This is a genomic window from Paraburkholderia aromaticivorans (assembly GCF_012689525.1).
Lineage (GTDB): Bacteria > Pseudomonadota > Gammaproteobacteria > Burkholderiales > Burkholderiaceae > Paraburkholderia > Paraburkholderia aromaticivorans_A.
This window is the reverse complement of record NZ_CP051516.1, coordinates 3,532,158-3,555,052: the sequence shown is the minus strand read 5'-3', so window position 1 is coordinate 3,555,052 and position 22,895 is coordinate 3,532,158. Positions and strand designations below refer to the sequence as shown.

The window sequence follows — 22,895 nt, the reverse complement described above, 5'->3', positions numbered from 1 at the left end:
CAAATATTATTGTGATATTTCACAGGAGTCCAGCGTGTCAAAAACATTCTTCCGAGCGGCGCGGACGGAATGGGCGGCATGACGGCAATCCAACGCCCTTCGAACGTTGACGCGAGGCGGGTTGTCGCCATCGTTTGTTAAACTGCGTTTTCGAGATTACTTTTTGTAAGGAACGCATCCATGCACCATGGCATCGGCTTCATTCAGGACCTGGCGGTCGTGATGGCGCTCGCCGGCGTCGTCACCGTGCTGTTCCATCGCCTGAAACAGCCGGTGGTGCTCGGCTACATCGCGGCCGGTGTGATCATCGGGCCGTACACGCCGCCGTTCCAGTTGATCCACGACGAGCAGACCATCCAGACGCTCGGCGAACTCGGCGTGGTGTTCCTGATGTTTTCGCTCGGGCTTGAATTCAGTCTGCGCAAGCTCTTCAAGGTCGGCGCGACGGCGATCGTCGCGGCGCTCTCCGAGATCGTGCTGATGCTGTGGCTCGGTTACGAGATCGGCAGCGCGTTCGGCTGGAATTCGATGGATTCGCTGTTTCTCGGCGCGATCCTCGCCATCTCGTCGACCACCATCATCGTCAAGGCGCTCTCCGAACTCGGCCTGAAACGCGAGAGTTTCGCGCAACTGGTGTTCGGCATTCTGATCGTCGAGGACATTCTCGCCATCGCGATGCTGGTGCTGCTGTCGGGCATTGCGCAGACGGGGCAGTTGAGCGCGGGCGTCGCCATGGTCACGCTCGGCAAGCTGCTGCTGTTCATGACGGTGTCGCTGGTGGTCGGCATTCTGGTCGTGCCGCGTGCCTTGAACTACGTGGCGCGCGCGAAGAGCGACGAGATGCTGCTCGTCTCCGTGCTCGGGTTCTGCTTCGGTTTCTGTCTGCTGGTCGTGAAGCTCGACTACAGCATCGCGCTCGGCGCATTCCTGATCGGCGCGATCATGGCCGAATCGCGTCATCTGCATCGGATCGAGCATCTGATCGCGCCGCTGCGCGATGCGTTTTCCGCGATCTTCTTCGTGACGATCGGCTTGATGCTGAATCCGGCCGTGCTGGTCGACTACGCGTGGCCGATCGCGGTGATCACGGTGGCGGTGATCGTCGGCAAGATCGTGTCGTGCGGGCTCGGCACCTTTCTCGCCGGCAAGGACGGACGCACGGCGATGCGCGTCGGCATGACCGTTTCGCAGATCGGCGAGTTCTCGTTCATCATCGCGTCGCTCGGTTTGACGCTCAAAGTGACGAGCGCGTTTCTGTATCCGATCGCGGTGGCGGTGTCCGCATTGACCACGCTATTCACGCCGTATCTGATCCGCGCGGCCGACCCGCTGACGCAGCGCCTCGGTCAGGCGATGCCACGCACGCTCGCGAACGTATTCGGCATGTACGGGCAATGGCTGCGTAGCTTGAGCACGGGGAGCGGTGAACCCACGCTGTTCAGCATGACGCGACGGATCATTCTGCAGATCGCCGTCAATCTGGCACTGGTCGCCGCGATTTTTCTGATCGTGTCGTACAGCGCGCCTTATACCAGCGCGTGGCTCGCGCATTGGTTAAGTTCCGAGCCGATGCAGCGCGTGGTGTTATGGAGCGTCGCGCTGGTCGTATCGATGCCGTTTCTGGTGGCCGTGTATCGCAAGCTCAAGTCGCTAGCCTTGCTGCTCGCCGAGGTCAGCGTGCAACCGGCGACGGCCGGGCGCTTTACGAGCGCGATCCGTTACGCGATTTCCGACCTGGTGCCGGTGGTCTCGATGGTCGGCGTGTTTCTGCTGGTCGCGGCGCTTTCCGGCGGCATTTTGCCGCCGACCGGTCTGCTCGCCGCGGTGCTGGTTTGCGCCGCGTTGCTGCTGGCGCTGGTGTGGCGCTGGTGCGTGAAAATCCACGCGGCCATGCAGATCGCCTTGCGTGAGACTTTCGAGGAGCAGCCGGATCCTTAAGTCAGACTTGCCTCGCGGTTCTCCAGCTCGGGCTCCACGGGGCCGCCCGCAACAATGTGAGCAATTGTGTGCGGGTTTGCGGCGCTTGGCCCGCTAGCGGATAATCAGGGCATATTCATTCGTTCGCGTGGAAGGCGCCTGTCTGACTGTCATGAGCGAAAACAAACCTGAAAATGCTGGCAAGCCCGGCAACCCCACGTCGCCTTCGGCGTCGCCTGCGCCGTCCGGCATTACGCCCGGCGCGTCGACAGTTGGCTCCGTGCCGCTCGATCTGGCGGCCTCGCTGCCCCTCTCGCACGAAGATGCCATCCAGTCGCCGATCAAGGATGTGACGCCGCCGGATGTTTCATCCACCCCAACGCCCGCTGCGTCCACCGCGACGCCGGCTGCCGAAGAAGCCGCCGTGCGATCGTCGACGGACGATCCCGACAGCTCGTCGGCGGTCACGCCCACCGATCCGCAAAGGGCGCGGCAGCGCGACGCGGCTGAAGCACGCAGCTCGGCTGCGGCATCCACCGCGAAGCAGGAAGCGGCCGTTCATGAACACGAAGCGCGCCGCGCCGGCGTCCATGCAATGAGACCGCCGCCGACTGTCGGGAGCAGCGAGCCCGTGGACGGCGGGCTGGTTAGCTCCGTTGAAGACGTTACCGTGAACGAAGAGGTCCCGGCCTCCACCGAGCGTCGCGCGGGCTCGCCGCCGCCCGGCTTCGGCGCGGCGCCTGACTTCACCGCGTCGAACCCGCCGCCGCCCAACGCATTGCCGCCGTCGCCGCCGCGTTATCTGAAGCAAAACGATTCGGCGTGGACCGTGTTCGGCCGCATCGTCGCGGCGCGCGCGCGCCAGATTTTCGATCGCGCGGGCCAGCGGATCACGCAACGCACGCTGCGCATCGGCGTGTCGGCGCGCATCTTCCATCCCGAGCCGGGTGCGAAGGGGCTGCGCGGCAAGACCTTGCAGTACCTCGAGGAATCGATCGCGCACTGGGTGATGTCGCGCGACGTGCTGGTGTTCATGATTCCGACGGTCGGTCATCAGGGCATGCTGCATCCGAGCAATATCCGTTTGCGTGATTACGCGAAGCACCTCGACGGTCTGCTGTTGCAAGGCGGTGCCGACGTCTCGCCGCAGTCCTACGCGGAACAGGCGAGCAGCCACGAGTGGCCCGGCGACCGCGTGCGCGACATGTACGAACTCGAACTGCTGCATGAGTTCGTCGAGTCGGGCAAGCCGGTGCTCGGCGTGTGCCGCGGCTGTCAACTGATCAACGTGGCGTTCGGCGGGACCTTGTATCAGGACATCGCCACCGATGTGCCGACCGCGGGCACGCACGTCAACGAGAACTACGATCAGCATCGGCACGGGATTCATTTCCCGGACGGTTCGACGCTCGCCAACATGTTCCCGGGCCGGCGCGATGCGATCGTCAATTCGATTCACCACCAGGCGGTCAAGACGCTCGGCCGCGATCTCAATATCGAAGCGGTGTCGGCGTCGGATGGCATCATCGAAGCCGTGCGCTACCGGCGCGCGCCGTTCGTGATGGGTGTGCAATGGCACCCGGAGTTTCATCGCGCGGGCGGCCCGGAGTTGCTCGACTGCACGCCGTTGCTCGATACGTTCCTGCGTGTGGCGCGCGAGACGCGGTTTTAAGACGCGGCGGCTGGCGAGGCGGGGTGGTCGAGTACGTAGTTTGTTGGAGGCGCACCGCTGCGGTTTGCAATGGTGCGCCTCTTGTGTTTTTCTCTTGCTGTTTTACTGATTCATTTTTCGCTCGACTTTTGCATCGGCCTGCCGATGCATGCGGCATTTCTATTTTTCGCAGTCGCAGACATCTCGTTATCGAGATAGATAATCAGGAATGCGAGTTTTTGTTGACTGAGGTGCGCGTATCTCACTACCAGGCACTCTATCTTCCTATTGCGAATCCGCTTACGGCCGAATTCGTACAACTCTAACGTAAATTCAGCGTTATCCGCATGAGGTGGAACGTCGCGTTTTCGTCTTATCCGCACTCGTTTTTTTCGCGATGGAGCACTGACTTGATCAAATCATTCGTTAGCCATTTATCTCGATTTAAAGTCTATCCGTGTGACGTTTGAATGCTTCGCTTAAAGGCGAATCCGCGCGATAATCTGCGGCTGTTTTGGATTCGCATGGAGCATGCACGTATGAAGTACCCCTTAATAGTACGGCGCGCCATGCTGCTCGCGACCTCGTGTGCGCTATTGCAGCAGGGCGGTTTCGTGCTGGCCGCGCAAGGCGACGAGGCCGTGCCGCTGGTCGGCACACGGCCGGCCATCAATACCCTGACGCCGCAGCCTGTCGCCGACGCGCTGCGCAACGCGGCATCAACCACGTCGGCCACGCCGGCCACGGCCAACGATGCGCAAGGCAATGTCGCCGAGCTGATGCAGATGATTCACGACGCGAAGCTGAGCGAACTGCGCACTACGTATAACGGCAGTTACGGCGCCAGTCTGTTTTTCCATCCGCGGGAAATGACGTACTACGTCGCGTTATTTCAGGACAAGCATTTCTGGCGGGTGATCAAGTCCGAGGACATGGCGCGCGCGGAAGCGATCTATGCGGGTTTTGCCCAGCAGACAGCGCAACTCGCGGATGTCGAAATTCGCCGCACACAGTTGCAGGCGCAGAAGGCGTACATCGAAGACGTCATTGCAATGTCCGAAGATCGCGCGAAACGCCTGCAAGCCGATCTCGACGTGGCTCGCACGCAGCAGGCCAAGGTCAACGACTATCAACGTCAAACGCAAGGCGAAGCGGCCGCGCTGCACGCGGACAAGGAAAGGGTGCAGGCGCAGCTGCGCCAGGTGCAGGGCCAAGTGATGCAACTGCAGCGGCAAACCGAAATGGGATTGCCGATTCAGAAGTAAATGCATGAACGTAAAAAAGCCCGGCCATTCGTGTGTGAATGGCCGGGCTTTTTTGTACTACGCCACCTCGATGCGGTTGCGTCGTGCTTACTTCGCAAATTGATCCGGAACATCGGTCACGCGTCGGTGTGAAAGATGGTTCATCCATTCGGTCCCGCTGGTGCTGGACGAATTGTTTGACGAGCCGGTGCGCGGCGTCGGCGCAATATCGCGGACGTGTGTCGCAGCGGACATTGTTACGCCCGCGTATTCGTCAACGCCGAGTCGAGCCGGAGCGAGCGGCGAATAGGGCCCGGCAGCCGACGACTTTGGCGACGCATTTGCTGCGACCTTCGGGATCGCGCCAGGTGTCACCTCACCGGCAATAGCCGTTGCGTGCGACGGTTGGTTTGCGACGACGAAACGCGCGGTGCGCGGGTGAATTTGTTCGAGTTGCTTGCGGCTTTCCTCGCGAACGAGCTCACGGCGATGTGAGACGGTCTTATCGGCGAAGACATGCGCCGAAGCGAAGCGCACTGTGGATGCTGCGTTCGAAGCAGGCATCGACACCGACGCCGCCGCGGAACGGGATGCAGGTGCGAACCCAGACGCCGCGCTCGAGAGCGCGGGCGTTGATGCCGCGACTGCCGCAGACGTGCTTGCCGCGGCTTTATCCACCGCGCGAGCGGTGACTGCGGCCGGTGGCTGAGGTTTCGCCGACTGCGAGTCGCGCTTGCCCGAAACCTTGCCCGCGAAATCCATATGAGTGGCCGCGTTACGATGCATCAGATGATCGAACCCGATCCACCCGAGCATCGCAGCGCCGCCGAGCACGCAGGCGCCGCCTGCCACCGCACTCCAATGATGGCCAGACCCGCGCGACGTCGCCGCATACGCATGCAGTGGAACCGGCGGGACGGCCGCATCTGCCGCAGCCATTTGCGTGGCAGCGTCGAATGGCTTTTCAAAGACCGGAGCCGGCGCCGCAGTCGCGCGCCGTTCGTCCGACGGCGACCATCGGCAAAGCGAGCGAATGGCCTGATCGCTCATGCAGAACGTGCGCAGCATGGCTGCGTAGAGTGCCTTGAGTTCCGCCCGCAAACTGTAGCCGGGCGGAAGCAGTGCCCAGTCCCGGCCGAAGGACGCCGGCACATGACCGAGCGGACGCAGGCGCGGCATGGCCAGATAGCCCTGGATCGGGGTGAAAGGAATGGTGGACATCGGTCGTTTCCAGCGCCTCTTAAAGGGGCCGCCGCTCGGCGGTCCCGGGAATCTGCGGGGACTCAGGCCTCGGTGCGATGCGCGTGAAACGCCAGACATGCAGGCCGTACGTCGACGCCGAGCACCCGCGTTGTGCTCTGGACAAGCACACGGGCGCATGGGCGTGTCACTCAGTGAAGCCGTAGGGGTGCGGAGGATGGTACCTGGATGCAGTCGAGTTGGAGTGCGGAAATTTCCGAATGGATATGTCGAATTGTCTTCGCTTGAGTCAGGCCTCGACACCGATCAAGCGGGCCGCGCTTGTCCTATCGATCGAGCCTGTAGACGTAGCGCAACGCCGTAATATCCACGCCGCCCATATGATCCGGTTCGGCGCCGACGAACTGCCAGCCTTGCCGCTCATAGAAGCCGATTGCCGGCGTATTCCCTTCGAGCACGTACAGATAGAGTTGCGCCTCGCCCTGCGCGCGAGCCCAGTCCTTGGCGGCATGCATCAGCAGCTTGCCGACTCCGATGCCCTGATAGTCCGGCAGCGTGTGCAGGTTATCGAGCAGCACGCCCCACGCGGACTCGGGTTGACGCTCGACGCAGACAAAACCCGCCGGCTCGCCTGCGAGTTCGGCGACCTGTACGATGCGGCGTTCGCCGCCGGGCGCGCTCAGGCGCGCTTCCCAATAGGCTGCGCGCTCGCGCGTGACTTCGCCGTCGAGAAATGCGTCGGGCAACAGGCTGCGATAGGTGGCCTGCCAACTGATGCTGTGGATCGAAGCAATGAGCGCGGCATCCGCGAGAGTCGCGGGGCGCAGCGAAAGAGCGGAGGTGGTTCGCATCGGGGTAGTAATCAACGGAATGCCTGACTGCAGATGTTACCGCGACGACCGGCCATCCAGTGTAAGGAAACTGTATGCATTTCGCGACAGCGACTTCAACGGTAACATTACGTGGAGCGGACGCCACATGATTCACAACGTTTACCCTGATACCGTGGCAGTGCTTTCAGCATGAAAATGCAGCGCCCCCCCGGGCGCGTTCTCTTGTAGCCGTCCGAGGCATCCGCTTGCCGAACGCAGTGGATCGTTTCAACTGCCTGCCGTCACCGATTCCTGCGTGGCGACAGGCTCATCAGAGAATGTCATGTCTACTGCGACACACGCTACTTCCACATCGCAAGAATCCAAAGTCAAGACAGTCTTCCGCGTTGTCAGCGGCAACTTTCTTGAGATGTACGACTTCATGGTTTATGGCTATTACGCTTCGGCGATCGCCAAGACCTACTTTCCAAGCGGCAATGAATTCGCCTCGTTGATGCTGTCGCTGTCGGTGTTCGGCGCGGGCTTCCTGATGCGGCCGCTCGGCGCGATCGTCCTCGGCGCGTACATCGATCATCACGGCCGGCGCAAAGGCCTGATCCTCACCCTCGGCTTGATGGCGCTCGGTACGCTCACGGTCGCGTCGATTCCCGGTTACGCGACGATCGGCTTGCTGGCGCCAGTGCTCGTTCTGGGCGGCCGGCTGTTGCAAGGTTTCTCCGCTGGGGTCGAACTCGGCGGCGTGTCGGTGTATCTGTCGGAGATCGCCACCAAGGGCAACAAGGGCTTTTACTGCGCGTGGCAGTCGGGTAGCCAGCAGGTCGCCGTGGTGTTCGCCGCGTTGATCGGCGTGTTCCTGAACAAGATGTTGCCGGCTGACCAGATGAACGCCTGGGGCTGGCGCGTGCCGTTCCTGATCGGCTGCCTGATCGTGCCGTTCCTGTTCCTGATCCGTCGTTCGTTGCAGGAGACCGAGGAATTCAAGGCGCGCAAGCACCATCCGAAGATGGGCGAGATCATGAAGACGATGGCCGCGAACTGGGGCATCGTGCTTGGCGGCATGGGTATGGTGATCATGACCACCGTGTCGTTCTACATGATCACGGCGTACACGCCGACCTTCGGCAAGGAAGTGCTCAAACTGTCGTCGATCGATACGCTCGTCGTCACGGTCTGTATCGGTCTGTCGAATCTGATCTGGCTGCCGCTCGCGGGTGCGCTGTCCGACCGTATCGGCCGGCGTCCGGTGCTGCTGGTGTTCACGATCCTGACCATCATCACCGCGTATCCTGCGCTGCAGTGGCTGGTGGCGGAGCCGTCGTTCGCGCGTCTCCTCGCGGTCGAACTGTGGCTGTCGTTCCTGTACGGCAGCTATAACGGCGCGATGGTCGTAGCGCTGACCGAAGTCATGCCGGTCGAAGTACGGACCGCCGGGTTCTCACTCGCCTACAGCCTCGCCACGACAATCGGCGGCTTCACGCCGGCGATCTCGACGTTGCTGATTCACTCTACCGGCAACAAGGCGGCACCGGGTCTGTTCCTGGGTGTGGCGGCGATTTGCGGATTGATCGCGACGTTGGTGCTGTATCGCACGCCGGAAGCGCGCAATCAGTATCGGACGGCGTGAGCTTCACCGGTCACCATTCGTTCGGGCAAGTAAAAAACCCCGCGTTCTCACGAACGCGGGGTTTTGTTTTTTGCACGGCGGTGACGGCTGATTTCGCCGCGCTGCGTGCGCGCTAGCCCTTGCGCAATTCATTCGCCACGGCCTCGACGACGTCGCCCCACGCGCCGGGTTGCGGCTGACGCACCAGCGTCGCACCCGGATACCAGGGGCTGCGTGTCTCGCCCGCAAACCAGCGCCAATCCGCCGCGAACGGCAGCATCAACCACAGTGGCTTGCGCAGCGCGCCGGCAACGTGCGCGATGGACGTATCGATCGACACCACCGCGTCGAGCCGTTCGATGATCGCCGCCGTGTCGGCGAAGTCGCCGATCCGCTTGTCGAAGCGATGAATCGACGCCGCGCGCGGATGCGCGTCGAGCGCCACGCGTTCGTCGGCGCTCAACTCAGGCTGCAGCACGATCCAGTCGATGCCTTCGAGTGCGAACAGCGGATCGAGCGCGGCGAGCGGCATCGAACGCGTTTCGTTTTGCTGGATGCGTCCCGACCACGCGATGCCGATCTTGCGCTTCGCCTGGCCGCCGAGCGAGCCGCGCCATTTGCGGCCATAGGCGGGCGGCACGCTGAGGTAGGGCGTGCGGTCCGGAATGGTGTCGAAGGTCGTGCCGAGTGCGAGCGGCAGGCTCAGCAGCGGGCATTGCAGATCGGCGGCGGGACGCGGCGTGCCCTGAGCGATCAGCGTCACGCGCCAGGCTTGCGCGGCAGGGGCCAGCAAGGGCAGCAGTTGCGGCTGCACTTCGAGCACCACGCGCGCCGCGCGCTGTGCGACCAGCGGGACGAAGCGCACGAATTGCAGCGTGTCGCCGAAACCCTGCTCGGCATGGACCAGCAGCGTACGTTGGGCGATCGGCTCGCCGTGCCAGCGCGGCAGCGTCTGGATCACCGGCTGTGCCATGGTTTGCAACCGCCATTCGTACTCCGGCAGTCCACGTGCGAAATCGCGCAGCGCGAGCCACGCGAGCGCGCGGTTCATGTGTGCGGAGGCGAGGTCGGGGCGCAGACGCAGCGCCTGATCCAGAGCACGCACGGCGGCACCATGCGCGCCCAGCGCCTGGTGCGCGGTGCCCAGACTCAACCACGCGAGCGCGAATTGCGGATCGAGACCGACGGCGCGTTCGAGATACGGCAGCGCCTCGGCGTGGTGTCCCAATGCCGCGAGCGCGTTGCCCATGCCGAAGATCGCCGGCGGCAGGTTCGGCTGCAAGCCCAGCGCCGCCCTGAACGATGCGACCGCTTCGGCATGGCGGCCGGTGGCGTCGAACGTGTTGGCGAGATTGAAGTGCGCGGCGACGAAGCGCGGCTCGGCCGCCAACGCCGTCTGGAAACACGGGATCGCTTCTTCCGCGCGACCGAGCGCGTTCAGCGACATGCCCATGTTATTGAGCGCGCCGGCGTGACCGGGACGCAGTTCGAGCGTGCGCCGGAACGCGGCGATGGCTTCCGTGTGGCGTCCGAGCGCGTGCAGCGCGTTGCCGAGGTTGTTATGCGACGAAGCGTCGTCCGGTTGCAGCCGCAACGATTTCTCGAACGCATCGGCGGCGTCTTCATGACGGCCCGCGGCGGCGTAGGCATTGCCCAGGTTGTAGTGCGCCATCGGGAACGACGGCGCGAGCGTCAGCGCATTGCGAAACTGTTCGATGGCGTTGTCGATCTGGCCCAGCGCTTTCAGCGCGTTGCCCAGGTTCAGTTGCAGCGCGGCGTCTTCCGGACGCAGGTTCACCGCACGCCGCACGAGTTCGGCGGCTTCGGCGTGCTGGCCCTGCTGGTGGCGCAGGACGCCCAGCAGGTGCAACGCATCGACGTGCGCGGGATTGCCGTCGAGCGTCGCGCGGTAGCCGCGTTCGGCGTCGTCGAGGCGGCCGTCACGATGCGCCGCGAAAGCGCGGTCAAATACAGGTTGCATGACGGGGGATGGCATTCGGGTGAGGCAGAGGCCGCATTTTCCCACACTCGCCGGACCGCGCTCCGATTTGACCGGTTGTCTCAATATCTATAACATATGAATACATGTTCATATGTTCTCCCGCAACGCCGCCTGCCATGGCTTCTTCCCTTGCTTCTACTGCGTCGCTTGCGAGCTTTGACGACCGCTCGGTCGACACCATCGTGCCGCTGGCCGACCTGTTTCGCCTCCTCGGCGACCCCACGCGCTTGCGCATCGTGCTGGCGTGCGTCGACGAGCGGCGCGCCGTCGGGGCGATTGCAGAGGCGCTGGGTTTGTCGTCGTCGCTGGTGAGCCATCATTTGCGGCTGCTTCGCGCGGCGCGGATCGTGCGCGCGGAGCGGCAGGGCAAGCAGGTCTTCTATCTCGCCGCCGACCGCCATATCAGCGCGATGCTGGCCGGCATGCTCGAACACGTGGCCGAACCGGCCGGCGATGACCCACTGGACCCCTCATGAAGAAACCGGATACTCCGAACGCAGCCGCGGCAGACCGTCACGATTACACTCCGGGCCACCCTGACCAAGTCGGTCAGGCGCACGGCACCCACAGCCACAGTGAAAGCGGCGACAGCCACAGTGGGCACAACCACAGTCACAGCGGTCACAGTCACGCCCACGGCCACGCCGGCCACCACCACGCCCACGCTCCCGTCGCAGGCCACGGCCGCGCGTTCGCGCTCGCGGTCGTGTTGAACATCACCATCGTGATCGCGCAAGCCGTCTACGGTGTGCTCGCCCATTCCACCGCGCTGCTCGCCGACGCCGGCCACAATCTCTCCGACGTCCTCGGCCTGCTGCTCGCCTGGGGCGCCGCCTGGCTCGCCACGCGTCGCCCGTCGGCGCGCTACACGTTCGGTTACGGCAGCTCGTCGATCCTCGCGTCGCTCGTCAATGCCGGGCTGCTGCTGTTCGCGTGCGGCGTGATCGTCGCCGAAGCTATCGGACGGCTGATGAATCCTGCGCCGGTGGCGGGGTTCGCGGTGTTCGTCGTCGCAACGATCGGCGTGGTGGTCAACGGGATGTCCGCGTGGCTTTTCATGCGCGGGCAGAAGGAAGATCTGAACATTCGCGGCGCCTTCCTGCATATGGCGGCGGATGCCGGCATCTCGGCGGCGGTCGCGGTGAGCGGCCTCGTGATTCTCTATACCAACTGGACGTGGCTCGACCCGGTGATGAGCCTGCTCGTGGTGGCGGTCGTGGTGGTCGGCACGTGGGGCCTGTTACGCGATTCGGTGCGCCTCGCGCTCGACGCCGTGCCGCCCGGCGTCGATCTGCAAAGTATCCGCGACTATCTGGCGGGGCAGCCCGGCGTCGTCGATGTGCACGATCTGCACGTGTGGGCTCTGTCGACCACTGGCAATGCGCTCAGCGCGCATCTGGTGATGCCGGCCGGCCACCCCGGCGACGAGTCGCTCGACGGCATCGTCGTCATACTGCGCGAACGCTTTTCGATGCAGCACGCGACGCTGCAGGTCGACCTCGGCACCACGAACCATCGGTGCGCAATGGATCACGCGCCGCACGCGCATTGAGGCAAACTGGAACGCGCAGCAAGCCCATAGCAAGCCCGGGCCAATCGCGTGATTGATGCAGCGCACCGTCAGCGGGTTGCCGGCGGCGCTCCAGGGCGACTTCCTCCGGGCGTACACTAGAACGCATTGTTGTTTCCGGAGTTCCGCATGGACGCTGCCGCAAACGATGCGTCGCCGGTGCTGATCGTCGGTGCCGGCCCCACCGGGCTCGCCGCGGCGATGAGTCTGGCGCGTGCCCACATCCCCGTGCGTCTGATCGACAAAGCCATGCAACCGAACCCGTATTCGCGGGCCATCGGCATCCAGGCGCGCACGCTCGAGTTGCTCGAGCAGCATCGGCTGGTCGAACCGTTTCTCGAACTCGGCCATCGCGCGCGCATCGCCAATCTGTTTTCGAACGGCATGCGTCTCGCGCAACTCGATTTCGATCCACTCCACACGCGCTATCCGTATCTGCTGTTTCTCGACCAGTCCGTGACCGAGCGATTGCTGACGGAGCATCTCGCGACGCTCGGCGTGACGGTCGAGCGCGGCGTCGAGCTGACGATGTTCGCGCAAGGCTCCGCCAGCATTCAAGTGACGTTGCGCCGCGCGGACGGTCACACGGAGACGATGCGTCCGTCGTACATGATCGCCGCCGACGGTGCGCACAGCACGATCCGTCACCGGCTGGGTCTGAGCTTCGAAGGCAAGACCTTCGAGCAGACTTTCCTGCTCGCCGATCTGCACGCCGAAACCGATTGGCCCGAAGACGAGTTTCATATCTTCGCGTCAGGCGAAGGTCTGGTGGCGCTGTTTCCGATGGGCCACGGCCGGCATCGTCTGATCGCGGATCATGCCGTCGAGCCTGCCGCGGTTGCGCCGTCCGCGACGCCCGCTGTGCTGGGCGAGCCGCCGCTGAACACGGTGCCGCCGCCGTCGCTCGAGGAATGCAAGGCGTTGATCGCGCGGCGCGTGCGCGAGCGGGTCGACGTGTCGGACCTGGCGTGGTCCTCGTATTTTCATCTGAATAGCCGCATGGTGGACCGGCTGCGCGTCGGCCGCATCTTTCTCGCGGGCGACGCCGCGCATGTGCACAGCCCAGCCGGCGCGCAAGGCATGAACACCGGCATTCAGGAAGCGTTCAATCTCGGCTGGAAGCTGGCGCGTGTCTTGAAGAACGCGGCGCCGGACCGCCTGCTCGATACCTATCACCTCGAACGTCATCCGATCGAACGTGACGTGCTGCGGCAGACCGGTTTCATCACGCATATGGCCGAGGCCGACCACGGACCGCTCAAGCTGCTGCGCGAACGCGTGATGCCGGTACTCGCCGCGCTGGGCCCGCTGCGCGATGCCGCGCGCGCCACCATCAGCGAGTTGTCGATCCAGTACCGGCGCAGTCCGCTGACGCTCGAACGCGTGCTCGACGGCGGACCGCGTGCCGGCGAGCGCGCGCCCGATGCGCTGGTGCATGTGGTGGACGGACCGCTTGGCCGCGCGCCCGGCGTCGGCTGCATTTTCGATCTGCACGACCCGGCCTTCTTTTCGCTGTTCCTGCTGGTGCCGCCGCTGCCCGTCGACGAAACGCCGCTCGATCCCGCGGCGAAGCATGCGCCGCCGCCGGACGCGGAAATGGAGCGCGTGGCGGCGGAAGTCGAGAGATTGCTGCCGGGCGCGGTGCGCATCTGGCGCATCACGGATACCAACGGCGATGGCGCCCCGGCGCTCTCCGAATCGTATGGGCGCACGCGGCCGTCGTTCTATCTGGTGCGGCCGGACGGCTACATCAGTGCGCGCGGGCGCACCGGCTCCGATCTGCACGGCCTGTTGCGGCATTGCGAAGCGTGGTTCACGGTGAGCGGCGAGATACCGGAGCAGGCGGCCCTGTGACGTGGGCCGCCTGAGTGGCGCAAGCGTTGAGTAGATGGCGCCGCGGGCGGAACCTTATTGCAGCGGGCTGGCGCGACCGGGGTTGCGCACTTGAGCTTGCGGCCTGGTCACGCCGTCGCAATTGCCGCGTGGTTACACCGAGATTGGTACGACCCGCTCACGCACTCGAGCACGCGGCCCGGCTCACGCCGTCACAGCCGCCGCCCGGCTACACCGTCGAAGGCGCGGCCGGTGTTAGTTGCTCGCGATGTTTAACGAGCGCTTCCTCGACGATCGCAGACATCTCAATGCCGCCCGCATCCGGTTCATCGAGCGAAGCCAGCAGCGCGCGCCGCATGCGCGGCTCCCAGAAACGGCGGATATGGTCGGCGATGCCGGCGAGCGCTTCCTCGCGGTCCGGCATCGAATCGAAAAAGTCGCCGATCCGGTTGGCCATGTCGATCAGGTTCTGATTGTCCATGCCCGGCCTCACTTGCCCGATGTCGCGTTGGCCAACTCGCGCTGCTTCAGCAGATCGAGTTGTTCGGTGTTGAAACGCGAATAGTCTTTCTGCCATTGCGACGGCTGTTCGACCGGCATCACCTGCACCGCGGTCACCTTGTACTCCGGACAGTTGGTCGCCCAATCCGAGCTATCGGTGGTGATCACGTTCGCGCCCGATTCAGGGAAGTGGAACGTCGTATAGACGACGCCCGGCTGCATGCGCTCGGTCACCTTCGCGCGCAACACGGTTTGTCCCGCGCGCGATTCGATGCCGACCCAGTCGTCGGTCTTGATGCCGCGCTCTTCGGCATCGTGCGGATGGATTTCCAGCCGATCCTCGTCGTGCCAGCGCGAGTTCTCGGTGCGGCGCGTTTGCGCGCCCACGTTGTATTGCGACAGGATACGGCCCGTGGTGAGCAGCATCGGAAATTTGCGGGTGACTTTCTCGGGCGTCGCGATGAACTTCGTGATCACGAACTTGCCCTTGCCGCGCACGAAGGTGTCGATGTGCATGGTCGGCGTGCCGTCCGGCGCATCGTCGTTGCAAGGCCACTGGATGCTGCCCATCTCGTCGAGTTTCCTGTACGAGACGCCGTGGAACGTCGGCGTGAGACGCGCGATCTCGTCCATGATCTGCGACGGATGCGAGTAGTCCATTTCATAGCCGAGCGCGCGCGAGAGCATTACCGTGACTTCCCAGTCGGCGTAACCCGGCACCGGCGGCATGACCTTGCGCACGCGCGAGATGCGGCGCTCCGCGTTGGTGAACGTGCCGTCCTTTTCGAGGAACGACGAACCGGGCAGCAGCACGTGCGCGTACTTGGCGGTCTCGTTCAGGAAAATGTCCTGCACGACGATGCATTCCATCGACGACAGCGCGGCCGACACGTGATGCGTATTCGGATCCGACTGCACGATGTCTTCGCCCTGGCAATACAGACCCTTGAAGGTGCCATGCACGGCGGCGTCGAACATGTTCGGAATGCGCAGGCCCGGCTCCGGTTGCAGCGTGACGTTCCAGGCTTCTTCGAACAGCGTGCGCGTGACCGTGTCGCTGATGTGGCGATAGCCCGGCAGTTCGTGCGGGAACGAGCCCATGTCGCACGAACCTTGCACGTTGTTCTGGCCGCGCAGCGGATTCACGCCCACGCCTTCGCGACCGATGTTGCCGGTCGCCATCGCGAGGTTGGCGATGCCCATCACCATCGTCGAACCTTGCGCGTGTTCGGTGACGCCGAGGCCGTAGTAGATCGCGGCGTTGCCGCCGGTCGCATAGATGCGGGCGGCTTCACGCACCGATTGAGCCGGCACGCCGGTCAGCGCTTCGGTCGATTCCGGCGCGTTCTCCGGCAGCGCGACGAAATCGCGCCATTGCTCGAACGCGCGCGTTTCGCAGCGCTCGGCGATGAACGCTTCGTTCACGAGGCCTTCGGTGACGATCACATGCGCCAGTGCATTCACGACGGCCACGTTGGTGCCCGGCCGCAATTGCAGATGATGCGACGCCTTCACGTGTGGCGTATCGACGATATCGATCCGGCGCGGATCCACGACGATCAGCTTCGCGCCTTCGCGCACACGGCGTTTCAGACGCGAGCCGAACACCGGATGACCGTCGGTCGGATTCGCGCCGATCACCATGATCACGTCGGCTTTGTCGACCGAGGCGAACGTCTGCGTGCCCGCCGATTCGCCGAGCGTGGCCTTCAGTCCATAACCGGTCGGCGAGTGGCACACGCGCGCGCAGGTGTCGACGTTGTTGTTGCCGAACGCGGCGCGCACGAGCTTTTGCACCAGATACGTTTCTTCGTTCGTGCAGCGCGACGACGTGATACCGCCGATCGAATCGCGCCCGTGCTTGGCCTGAATGCGGCGAAATTCGGACGCCGCATACGTGAGCGCTTCTTCCCAACTGACTTCGCGCCACGGATCGGTGATCTTCGCGCGGATCATTGGCTTGGTAATGCGGTCCTTGTGCGTCGCGTAGCCCCAGGCAAAGCGGCCCTTCACGCAGGCGTGGCCTTCGTTGGCCTGGCCGTTCTTATGCGGGACCATGCGCACGACCTCGTTGCCCTTCATCTCCGCCTTGAGCGAGCAGCCGACGCCGCAATACGCGCAGGTGGTGACGACCGAATGTTCGGCCTGGCCGAGCATGATGACGGTCTTTTCCTGCAAGGTCGCGGTCGGGCACGCGGCGACGCACGCGCCGCACGATACGCATTCCGATTCCATGAACGGCACGTTTTCGCTGGCCGCCACGCGCGATTCGAAACCACGCCCGGCGATGGTCAACGCGAACGTGCCTTGCGTTTCTTCGCACGCGCGCACGCAGCGATTGCAGACGATGCACTTCGACGCGTCGTAAGTGAAGTACGGATTCGACTCGTCTTTCTTGTCCTTCAGATGATTCGCGCCGTCGAAGCCGTAGCGCACTTCGCGCAAGCCCGTGACGCCCGCCATGTCCTGCAATTCGCAGTCGCCGTTGGCGGGGCAGGTGAGGCAGTCGAGCGGGTGATCGGAGATATACAACTCCATCACGTTGCGACGCAGCGACTGCAGACGATCGGTTTGCGTGCGGACCTTCATGCCGGCTTCGACCGGCGTCGTGCACGAGGCGGGATAGCCGCGCTTGCCTTCGATTTCCACCAGACACAAACGGCACGAGCCGAACGGTTCCAGCGAATCGGTCGCGCAGAGCTTCGGCACGTTGACGCCCGCTTCGACGGCGGCACGCATCACGGAGGTGCCGGCGGGAACGGTGATGGACTGGCCGTCGATTTCCAGCGTGATGTCGACATCGGCGTGACGCTCGGGCGTGCCGAAATCGGTGTCGTCGAGAAACGAGCGGGTCGCGCGCTGCTGCGCTTGCGCCTTGCATGCGCAGTTGCCTGAGCCGCAGCCGCCGGAAGGGGAGTTGAGCAGGTCGGACATGGTGGGCTCCTGGGTCAGGCCGCTTTCGGCGCGTGATGAGACACGTTGGCGAGACCGAAGTCTTCGGGAAAATGATCGAGCGCGGACAGCACCGGGAACGGCGTCATGCCGCCCATCGCGCAGAGCGAACCGGACACCATGGTGTCACACAGATCGCGCAGCAACTGCACCTGGCGTGTGGACGTATCGCCGTTGCGAATCCGGCCGATCACTTCGACGCCACGCGTCGAGCCGATCCGGCATGGCGTGCATTTGCCGCACGATTCGAGCGCGCAAAAGTGCATGGCGTACTGCGCGAGTTCGGCGAGATTCGAGGTGTCGTCATGCACGACGAGGCCGCCGTGGCCCACCACCGCGCCGACTGCCGCGTACGCCTCGTAGTCCATGGGAATGTCCCATTGGCTTTCGGGCAGATACGTGCCGAGCGGGCCGCCCACTTGCACCGCGCGCGCGGGCCGGCCGCTCGCCGTGCCGCCGCCATAGTCGTAGAGCAATTCGCGCAGCGTCACGCCGAACGCGAGTTCGACCAGACCGCCTTGCTTCACGTTGCCCGCGAGTTGGAACGGCAGCGTGCCGCGCGAACGGCCCATGCCGAAGTCTTTGTAGAACGCCGCGCCGCGCGCGAAGATGATCGGCACCGTGGCGAGCGTGATGACGTTGTTGATCACGGTCGGCTGGCCGTACAGGCCGACGAGCGCCGGCACCGGCGGCTTCGCGCGCACGATGCCGCGCTTGCCTTCGAGCGATTCGAGCAGCGCGGTTTCTTCGCCGCACACATAGGCGCCGGCGCCTTTCGCAACGAACAGTTCGAAGCGATGCGTTGTCGAGAGCACGCTGTCGCCGAGCCAGCCGGCGGCGCGTGCTTTCGCGATGGCGGCTTCGAGCGTGGCGATCGAATGCGGATACTCGCTGCGCACGTAGATATGGCCGACTGTCGCGCCGGTCACGACACCCGCGATGATCATCCCTTCGATCAGCACGTAAGGATCGCTTTCCATCACGAGACGATCAGAGAAGGTGCCGGAATCGCCTTCGTCCGCATTGCAGACGATGTACTTCTGCGCCGCCTTGGCGCCGCGCACCGTGCGCCATTTGATGCCGGCGGGAAAGGCCGCGCCGCCCCGGCCGCGCAGGCCGGATTCGATCAGGGCTTCGCAGGCGGCGTCGCCGTCGGTTTGCAGAGCTTTGCGCAAGCCTTCGAGGCCGCCGTGGGCGACGTAGTCGTCGATGGAAAGGGGATCCGTGATGCCGATGCGCGCGAAGGTCAGGCGTTGCTGCTTCTTCAGATACGGAATGTCGTCGACCACGCCGACACGGTTTACGTGCGCGCCGCCTACAAGGAAGCCCGCGTCGAACAGCGCGGCGACCTCGCCGGCTTCGACATTCGCGTAACCGATGCGGCCTTCAGGCGTTTGCACTTCGACGAGCGGTTCGAGCCACAGCAGACCGCGCGAACCGTTGCGAACCAGTTCGACTTCAACGCCGCGGCGGGCGGCTTCTGTTTCGATCGCCTGAGCGAGCGCGTCAGCGCCCAGCGCCAATGCCGACGAATCGCGGGGAACGTAGATGCGCGTCATGCCGTCACCTCCACGCACTTGCTGGCGGCCGCGAAGATCGCGTCGAACTTTTGCGGCGTGACTTTGGCGTGCAAGGTGCCGTTGAGCATCAGCGCCGGCGACAGCGCGCATTGGCCGAGGCAATACACCGATTCCAGTTCCACCGTCGCGCCGTGCTGATGTTCGGCGTCGAAGCGGCAACCCGTGTGCGCCTCGATATGTTGCGCGAGTGCTTCGGTGCCCATGCTGCGGCAGGCTTCCGCGCGGCACAGTTGCACCGTGACGGGCGCGGCCGGTTGCGTGCGGAAATGATGGTAGTAAGTGATGACGCCGTGCACTTCCGCGCGCGACAGGTTCATGGCGCGCGCCAGCGGCGCGACCGCGGCGGGTGGCACGTAACCGACTTCGTCCTGAATCGCGTGCAAAACCGCTAGCAACGACACGCCCGGCTGCGCGTGACGCTCAACGAGTTGATCCGGCGCGATGGCGATGGAATCGTCCAAGTGGGGGCTCCTCCAGAGTCATATATGCACTTGTTATTCATAATGCGTGCACTTATGCTTCGTTTATTCGATATGGGATAGCCGAACAATAGGCGGGCATTTCGGCCGATGCAATAGGAAATAGTACAACATATATGATCAGAATCGAGTGTCAGGCGCAATTGGTGGTGAAGGGCTTGGACGGTCGGGAGGCAAGCCTGTCGGACGTGGTGCCGCTGCTTGCGCTGGTGGATGAATCCGGCAGCATCGCGCAGGCCGCGACGCTTAAGGGTTTGTCCTACCGTCACGCGTGGGGTTTGCTGCGCAGTATCGAAGAGCGTTTGGGCGGTCCGCTGATCGCGAAGGAGCGTGGCCGCGGCTCGGTGCTCTCCGAACTCGGGCAAGCGGTGTTGCGTGCGCAGCGTCTGTGCGGCGAGCGGCTCGACGGCAACATGCAGGCGCTCGCCAGCGAAGTGGCGAGCGATCTGAACCGCTGGCTCGCGCCGCCCGCCGACGACGTGCGCATCTTCGCGTCGCACGGTTATGCCGTGGCCGCGCTCGTGACGGCGCTGGTCGCCAACAATCTACCGGTCGACATCAAGTATCGCGACAGCGCGGACGCCGTCAGCGCGCTTGCGCGCGGCGAATGCGATCTGGCCGGCTTCCATTTGCCGCTTGGCGAGTTTCGTGCAGCATGCGCCAATGCGTATCGGCGCTGGCTCGATCCGCAGCGTCACGTGCTCGTGCATCTCACGCGACGCAAGCAAGGACTCTTTCTCGGCAAGGGCAATCCCAAGGGGATCGCCGGCCTGGGTGATCTCGCGCGCGACGACATCCGTTTCGTCAATCGACAGCCCGGCTCCGGCACGCGCATGTTGCTCGATCTCGCGCTACGGAAAGTCGGAGTCGATCCGGATCGGGTCAATGGTTATGCGTCGGCCGAACTCACGCATTCGGCGATTGCGGCGTTCGTCGCGAGCGGCATGGCGGATGTGGGTTTCGGCGTGGAGCCCGCGGCGCACCACTTCGGTCTCGACTTCATTCCCGTCGTCGACGAAGACTATTATTTCGCCTGCGACCGCGCGCGTCTCGAACGTATGCCGCTGGCGACGGTGCTCGATTTGCTGCGCGGCAGCGCGTTTCGTCGCAGCGTCGATCAGCTCGAAGGCTATGACCCGCATGACTGCGGCAGGGTGGTCGATCTCGAAGAGGGCTTGGGCGAAGCGGTGGCGTAAGCGGCCGTAAACATCAGGCTGTGTTTGGCGCTGCGTGTGGCGTCCGTTTGGGATACTCTCTAAGCTTCCGCTTCCGCCTTAACCGCGCGCTACGTCGCGCTGATCGATATGAAAGTCATTCTTCACGCATGTGCTGCCGTTGCGACGGCTGGTGTGCTCCTCGCGACCGCGTCAGTTGCTTTCGCGCAAAATTCGCCGGGTGTTCCGGGCGGCATTCTGCAAGATCAGTTCCGTCTCGCCGAGCATCCGCAAATGCCGTTTGCGGCGTCGGCACCCTCGAACAAATACCAGTCCAACAAGAAATCGGCCATGCGCAAGCGAGGCGATCTGGGCGATCCGAACGGCTGTAATCTGCAGTGCCCTAAAGACGAATAAGCGGACGCGCGCGTCTGTTGTTGGTGCGACGCCGGCGTTCTGCCGGCGTCTTCCGTTTGGCTCTCAGGTTCGGTCTGGTGTGGTTGTTGTTGCCTCGCGGCGCGCGCTTAAGGCTTTGCCGTGTGCCACATGTCTTTGAAGCCTTCTCCCTTCATGTCTCCCGCCTGCTTGTCCGCCGCGTAGCGATAGAGCGGATGGCCTTTGTACGCCCATTGCGGCTTGCCGTCTGCGCCAGTGATCACGGTCCAGTCGCCGGACGGTTTGTCCGACGCGCTAGCGGTGGCTGCGGGCCAGTAGTTCATGCAGCCGCCGGTGCAGGCGCTTGCGCCGGGCGTGGTGTCCTTGTCGAAGGTGTAGAGCGTCATGCCGTCTGCGTTGACAAAGCGCCCGTCGACGATTTTCGGCGCTTCGGCGAAAGCGCTTTGTTGCAGTGCGAGGAGGGCGAGGCAGAAGAGAGTCTTGCGCATGATGTGGGCTCCTGATTTTGGTGTTGGTCTCACGCGAGGCACGGCGTGCGCGCGCGTGAGGATCAAACGACTGAGCGGAATGGTTTATTCCAGTCGCTTCTTCGCGAGAGGATCGGAACAGGGTCCGTCAGAAGACAGCGCAGGGATGAGATAAGAAGAGGATAGTGCGGGAAAGAGTGCAACGGGAAGGACGCGAGGAATAAGAAAAACCCGTAAGCAGCAGGCCGCTTACGGGTTTTCGGTGAGACTTGAGGTGCAGCCTGAAACGTGTTCTGGTGGAGGCGGCGGGAATCGAACCCGCGTCCAGAAGCACTCTACGACTAGTTCTACATGTGTAGTTCTGTCATTTGATTTAACCATAGTGACGCGGACGAACACGCTGCACTACGGCGATTCACTAGATTTTCGACCCGGATGTCGTGACACCACCAAGGCTTAACTGACGTATATGACCTCTGTCGGTATTGCTACCGGTCTTGCGACTCTAGCCCGTCAGTGAACTAGGCAGAGGACGGCGGCCCTTAGGCTGCCAGTGCGAACGTTTCGTCGTTTGCAGTTACGTTTTTCCCGCTGATTTACGAGGTGACGGGGCCTCGACATGCCCTAGCCGCTTCGCAACCCCTGTCGAAACCAGGTCGCCCCCGCGGTTCGTTGCTCAAGCTTCTGAGCCATCATAGATTTTACAATAGATTGACGGTCACGTCCCGACTCATTGGTGAGGCGGCGCGGCAAAGCGTCGGCTTTTGCTTTGCGCCGCCCGCGTCGGTGCTTCAGCCGATGTCGCGCAGCAGCCTCTGCAATTCAGCCGGCGATTGGACGACGTGTTGCGCGTGCCATTGCGTTGGCGGGATATCGTTGCCGCAGTAGCCGTATGCCGCTGCGACCGTTTTCATGCCGGCGGCGAAACCGGCCTGCACGTCGCGCAGATCATCGCCAACGTAGACGATGCGCTCCGGCACGACGTCCAACTCGCGCGCTGCATGCAGCAACGGCGCCGGGTGCGGTTTCGAATGCGGCGTGGTGTCGCCGCTCACGACACAACCCGCGCGCTCTTCGAGGCCGAGTTGTGCGATCAGCGGCTCGGTGAGCCGTGCAACCTTGTTCGTGACGATGCCCCAGCGCACACCGCGTGCGTCCAGTTCGTCGAGCATCTCAGGAATGCCTTGAAACAGCGTGGTCTCGATGCACAGGTCCGCTTCGTAGTTGGCGAGGAACTCCTCGCGCATCGACGCGAACTCGTGACTATCGGGGCCGATCCCGAACGCGCCGCCGATCAGCCCGCGCGCGCCGGCGGACGCAAGCGGGCGCAGATCTTCGAGCGGCACCATCTCGAGCCCGCGATCGTGGCGCATCTTGTTGACGGCCGCCGCGAGGTCGGGCGCCGTGTCGGCTAGCGTGCCGTCGAGGTCGAACAGGACGGCATGGCAAAGACCGAGTGCATCTTCGTTGTCTTCGCGTTGGGGCAGGGACGTGGGATCGCTCATTGATTCGA

The 22,895-nt window shown here is 63.7% G+C and carries 18 protein-coding genes and 1 other RNA gene; 9 read left to right on the top strand and 10 right to left on the bottom strand.

The window, feature by feature from the left end; translation table 11 throughout:
* The first annotated feature begins 180 nt into the window (after positions 1–180).
* The 3 genes from HF916_RS44170 to HF916_RS44160 all read left to right on the top strand — a co-directional run bounded on the left by HF916_RS44170 (position 181) and on the right by HF916_RS44160 (position 4,833).
* Complete coding sequence (locus HF916_RS44170) at positions 181–1,938, top strand: cation:proton antiporter (protein WP_168794912.1); 1,758 nt, start codon at positions 181–183, stop codon at positions 1,936–1,938.
* A gap of 151 nt (positions 1,939–2,089) precedes the next feature.
* Positions 2,090–3,589 carry a gamma-glutamyl-gamma-aminobutyrate hydrolase family protein gene (locus tag HF916_RS44165; protein ID WP_168794911.1) on the top strand — a complete coding sequence of 500 codons (1,500 nt, stop codon included), beginning with the start codon at positions 2,090–2,092 and terminating at the stop codon, positions 3,587–3,589.
* 518 nt (positions 3,590–4,107) lie between these two features.
* A complete protein-coding gene (locus HF916_RS44160; RefSeq protein WP_168794910.1) occupies positions 4,108–4,833 on the top strand; it encodes a DUF2968 domain-containing protein in 726 nt (241 codons plus the stop codon).
* 87 nt (positions 4,834–4,920) lie between these two features.
* On the opposite strand, the gene HF916_RS44155 is transcribed toward HF916_RS44160, so the two are convergent.
* Positions 4,921–6,033 (bottom strand): hypothetical protein, encoded by a 1,113-nt coding sequence (locus HF916_RS44155; RefSeq protein WP_168794909.1) that lies wholly within the window; start codon positions 6,031–6,033, stop codon positions 4,921–4,923.
* Between the two features lie 305 nt (positions 6,034–6,338).
* A complete protein-coding gene (locus HF916_RS44150; RefSeq protein ID WP_168794908.1) occupies positions 6,339–6,863 on the bottom strand; it encodes a GNAT family N-acetyltransferase in 525 nt (174 codons plus the stop codon).
* Positions 6,864–7,167: 304 nt separating this feature from the next.
* Here HF916_RS44150 and HF916_RS44145 point away from each other — a divergent pair, with 304 nt between their 5' ends.
* Positions 7,168–8,469 (top strand): MFS transporter, encoded by a 1,302-nt coding sequence (locus HF916_RS44145; protein WP_168794907.1) that lies wholly within the window; start codon positions 7,168–7,170, stop codon positions 8,467–8,469.
* A 112-nt stretch (positions 8,470–8,581) separates the two neighbouring features.
* Here the strand turns inward: HF916_RS44145 and HF916_RS44140 are convergent, their stop codons facing one another.
* The gene (locus HF916_RS44140) at positions 8,582–10,429 is read right to left on the bottom strand and encodes a tetratricopeptide repeat protein (RefSeq protein ID WP_168794906.1); all 1,848 of its coding nucleotides are present in this window, start codon (positions 10,427–10,429) and stop codon (positions 8,582–8,584) included.
* A 104-nt stretch (positions 10,430–10,533) separates the two neighbouring features.
* On the opposite strand from HF916_RS44140, the gene HF916_RS44135 reads away from it, so the two are divergent.
* From HF916_RS44135 to HF916_RS44125, 3 genes are all read left to right on the top strand, one after another.
* On the top strand, positions 10,534–10,926 hold the full coding sequence (locus HF916_RS44135) for an ArsR/SmtB family transcription factor (protein ID WP_431311443.1): 393 nt from the start codon (positions 10,534–10,536) through the stop codon (positions 10,924–10,926).
* Complete coding sequence (locus HF916_RS44130) at positions 10,923–12,002, top strand: cation diffusion facilitator family transporter (protein WP_168794904.1); 1,080 nt, start codon at positions 10,923–10,925, stop codon at positions 12,000–12,002. Before HF916_RS44135 ends, HF916_RS44130 begins: the two co-directional genes overlap by 4 nt.
* Before the next feature lie 147 nt (positions 12,003–12,149).
* Positions 12,150–13,874, top strand: a complete 1,725-nt coding sequence (locus HF916_RS44125) for an FAD-dependent monooxygenase (RefSeq protein WP_168794903.1) — start codon at positions 12,150–12,152, stop codon at positions 13,872–13,874.
* A gap of 208 nt (positions 13,875–14,082) precedes the next feature.
* Here the strand turns inward: HF916_RS44125 and HF916_RS44120 are convergent, their stop codons facing one another.
* Genes HF916_RS44120 through HF916_RS44105 form a run of 4 tightly spaced genes read right to left on the bottom strand, consistent with a single transcriptional unit; the run spans position 14,083 to position 19,347 of the window.
* On the bottom strand, positions 14,083–14,334 hold the full coding sequence (locus HF916_RS44120) for a formate dehydrogenase subunit delta (protein ID WP_168794902.1): 252 nt from the start codon (positions 14,332–14,334) through the stop codon (positions 14,083–14,085).
* Positions 14,335–14,342: 8 nt separating this feature from the next.
* Entirely contained in the window at positions 14,343–17,288 is a 2,946-nt protein-coding gene (gene fdhF, locus HF916_RS44115; protein ID WP_168794901.1) for a formate dehydrogenase subunit alpha, read from the bottom strand.
* 14 nt (positions 17,289–17,302) lie between these two features.
* Complete coding sequence (locus HF916_RS44110) at positions 17,303–18,865, bottom strand: formate dehydrogenase beta subunit (RefSeq protein ID WP_168794900.1); 1,563 nt, start codon at positions 18,863–18,865, stop codon at positions 17,303–17,305.
* On the bottom strand, positions 18,862–19,347 hold the full coding sequence (locus HF916_RS44105) for an NAD(P)H-dependent oxidoreductase subunit E (RefSeq protein WP_168794899.1): 486 nt from the start codon (positions 19,345–19,347) through the stop codon (positions 18,862–18,864). The genes HF916_RS44110 and HF916_RS44105 overlap by 4 nt, the downstream gene beginning before the upstream one ends.
* Before the next feature lie 134 nt (positions 19,348–19,481).
* Between HF916_RS44105 and HF916_RS44100 the strand changes: the two genes are divergently transcribed.
* Entirely contained in the window at positions 19,482–20,561 is a 1,080-nt protein-coding gene (locus HF916_RS44100; RefSeq protein ID WP_168794898.1) for a substrate-binding domain-containing protein, read from the top strand.
* 108 nt (positions 20,562–20,669) lie between these two features.
* A complete protein-coding gene (locus HF916_RS44095; RefSeq protein ID WP_168794897.1) occupies positions 20,670–20,936 on the top strand; it encodes a hypothetical protein in 267 nt (88 codons plus the stop codon).
* Between the two features lie 107 nt (positions 20,937–21,043).
* Here the strand turns inward: HF916_RS44095 and HF916_RS44090 are convergent, their stop codons facing one another.
* From HF916_RS44090 to gph, 3 genes are all read right to left on the bottom strand, one after another.
* The gene (locus HF916_RS44090) at positions 21,044–21,403 is read right to left on the bottom strand and encodes a COG4315 family predicted lipoprotein (protein ID WP_168794896.1); all 360 of its coding nucleotides are present in this window, start codon (positions 21,401–21,403) and stop codon (positions 21,044–21,046) included.
* 273 nt (positions 21,404–21,676) lie between these two features.
* Positions 21,677–22,046: a transfer-messenger RNA gene (gene ssrA / locus HF916_RS44085) on the bottom strand.
* 127 nt (positions 22,047–22,173) lie between these two features.
* Positions 22,174–22,887: a phosphoglycolate phosphatase gene (gph, locus tag HF916_RS44080; RefSeq protein WP_168794895.1), complete on the bottom strand. Its 714-nt coding sequence runs from the start codon at positions 22,885–22,887 to the stop codon at positions 22,174–22,176.
* Between the last annotated feature and the right edge of the window lie 8 nt (positions 22,888–22,895).

Bases quoted from the DNA above. Each gene is read 5' to 3' on its own strand.
- HF916_RS44170 (WP_168794912.1), top strand. From the start codon at position 181: ATGCACCATGGCATCGGCTTCATTCAGGACCTGGCGGTCGTGATGGCG.
- HF916_RS44165 (WP_168794911.1), top strand. From the start codon at position 2,090: ATGAGCGAAAACAAACCTGAAAATGCTGGCAAGCCCGGCAACCCCACG.
- HF916_RS44160 (WP_168794910.1), top strand. From the start codon at position 4,108: ATGAAGTACCCCTTAATAGTACGGCGCGCCATGCTGCTCGCGACCTCG.
- HF916_RS44155 (WP_168794909.1), bottom strand. From the start codon at position 6,033: ATGTCCACCATTCCTTTCACCCCGATCCAGGGCTATCTGGCCATGCCG.
- HF916_RS44150 (WP_168794908.1), bottom strand. From the start codon at position 6,863: ATGCGAACCACCTCCGCTCTTTCGCTGCGCCCCGCGACTCTCGCGGAT.
- HF916_RS44145 (WP_168794907.1), top strand. From the start codon at position 7,168: ATGTCTACTGCGACACACGCTACTTCCACATCGCAAGAATCCAAAGTC.
- HF916_RS44140 (WP_168794906.1), bottom strand. From the start codon at position 10,429: ATGCAACCTGTATTTGACCGCGCTTTCGCGGCGCATCGTGACGGCCGC.
- HF916_RS44135 (WP_431311443.1), top strand. From the start codon at position 10,534: ATGTTCATATGTTCTCCCGCAACGCCGCCTGCCATGGCTTCTTCCCTT.
- HF916_RS44130 (WP_168794904.1), top strand. From the start codon at position 10,923: ATGAAGAAACCGGATACTCCGAACGCAGCCGCGGCAGACCGTCACGAT.
- HF916_RS44125 (WP_168794903.1), top strand. From the start codon at position 12,150: ATGGACGCTGCCGCAAACGATGCGTCGCCGGTGCTGATCGTCGGTGCC.
- HF916_RS44120 (WP_168794902.1), bottom strand. From the start codon at position 14,334: ATGGACAATCAGAACCTGATCGACATGGCCAACCGGATCGGCGACTTT.
- fdhF (WP_168794901.1), bottom strand. From the start codon at position 17,288: ATGTCCGACCTGCTCAACTCCCCTTCCGGCGGCTGCGGCTCAGGCAAC.
- HF916_RS44110 (WP_168794900.1), bottom strand. From the start codon at position 18,865: ATGACGCGCATCTACGTTCCCCGCGATTCGTCGGCATTGGCGCTGGGC.
- HF916_RS44100 (WP_168794898.1), top strand. From the start codon at position 19,482: ATGATCAGAATCGAGTGTCAGGCGCAATTGGTGGTGAAGGGCTTGGAC.
- HF916_RS44095 (WP_168794897.1), top strand. From the start codon at position 20,670: ATGAAAGTCATTCTTCACGCATGTGCTGCCGTTGCGACGGCTGGTGTG.
- HF916_RS44090 (WP_168794896.1), bottom strand. From the start codon at position 21,403: ATGCGCAAGACTCTCTTCTGCCTCGCCCTCCTCGCACTGCAACAAAGC.
- gph (WP_168794895.1), bottom strand. From the start codon at position 22,887: ATGAGCGATCCCACGTCCCTGCCCCAACGCGAAGACAACGAAGATGCA.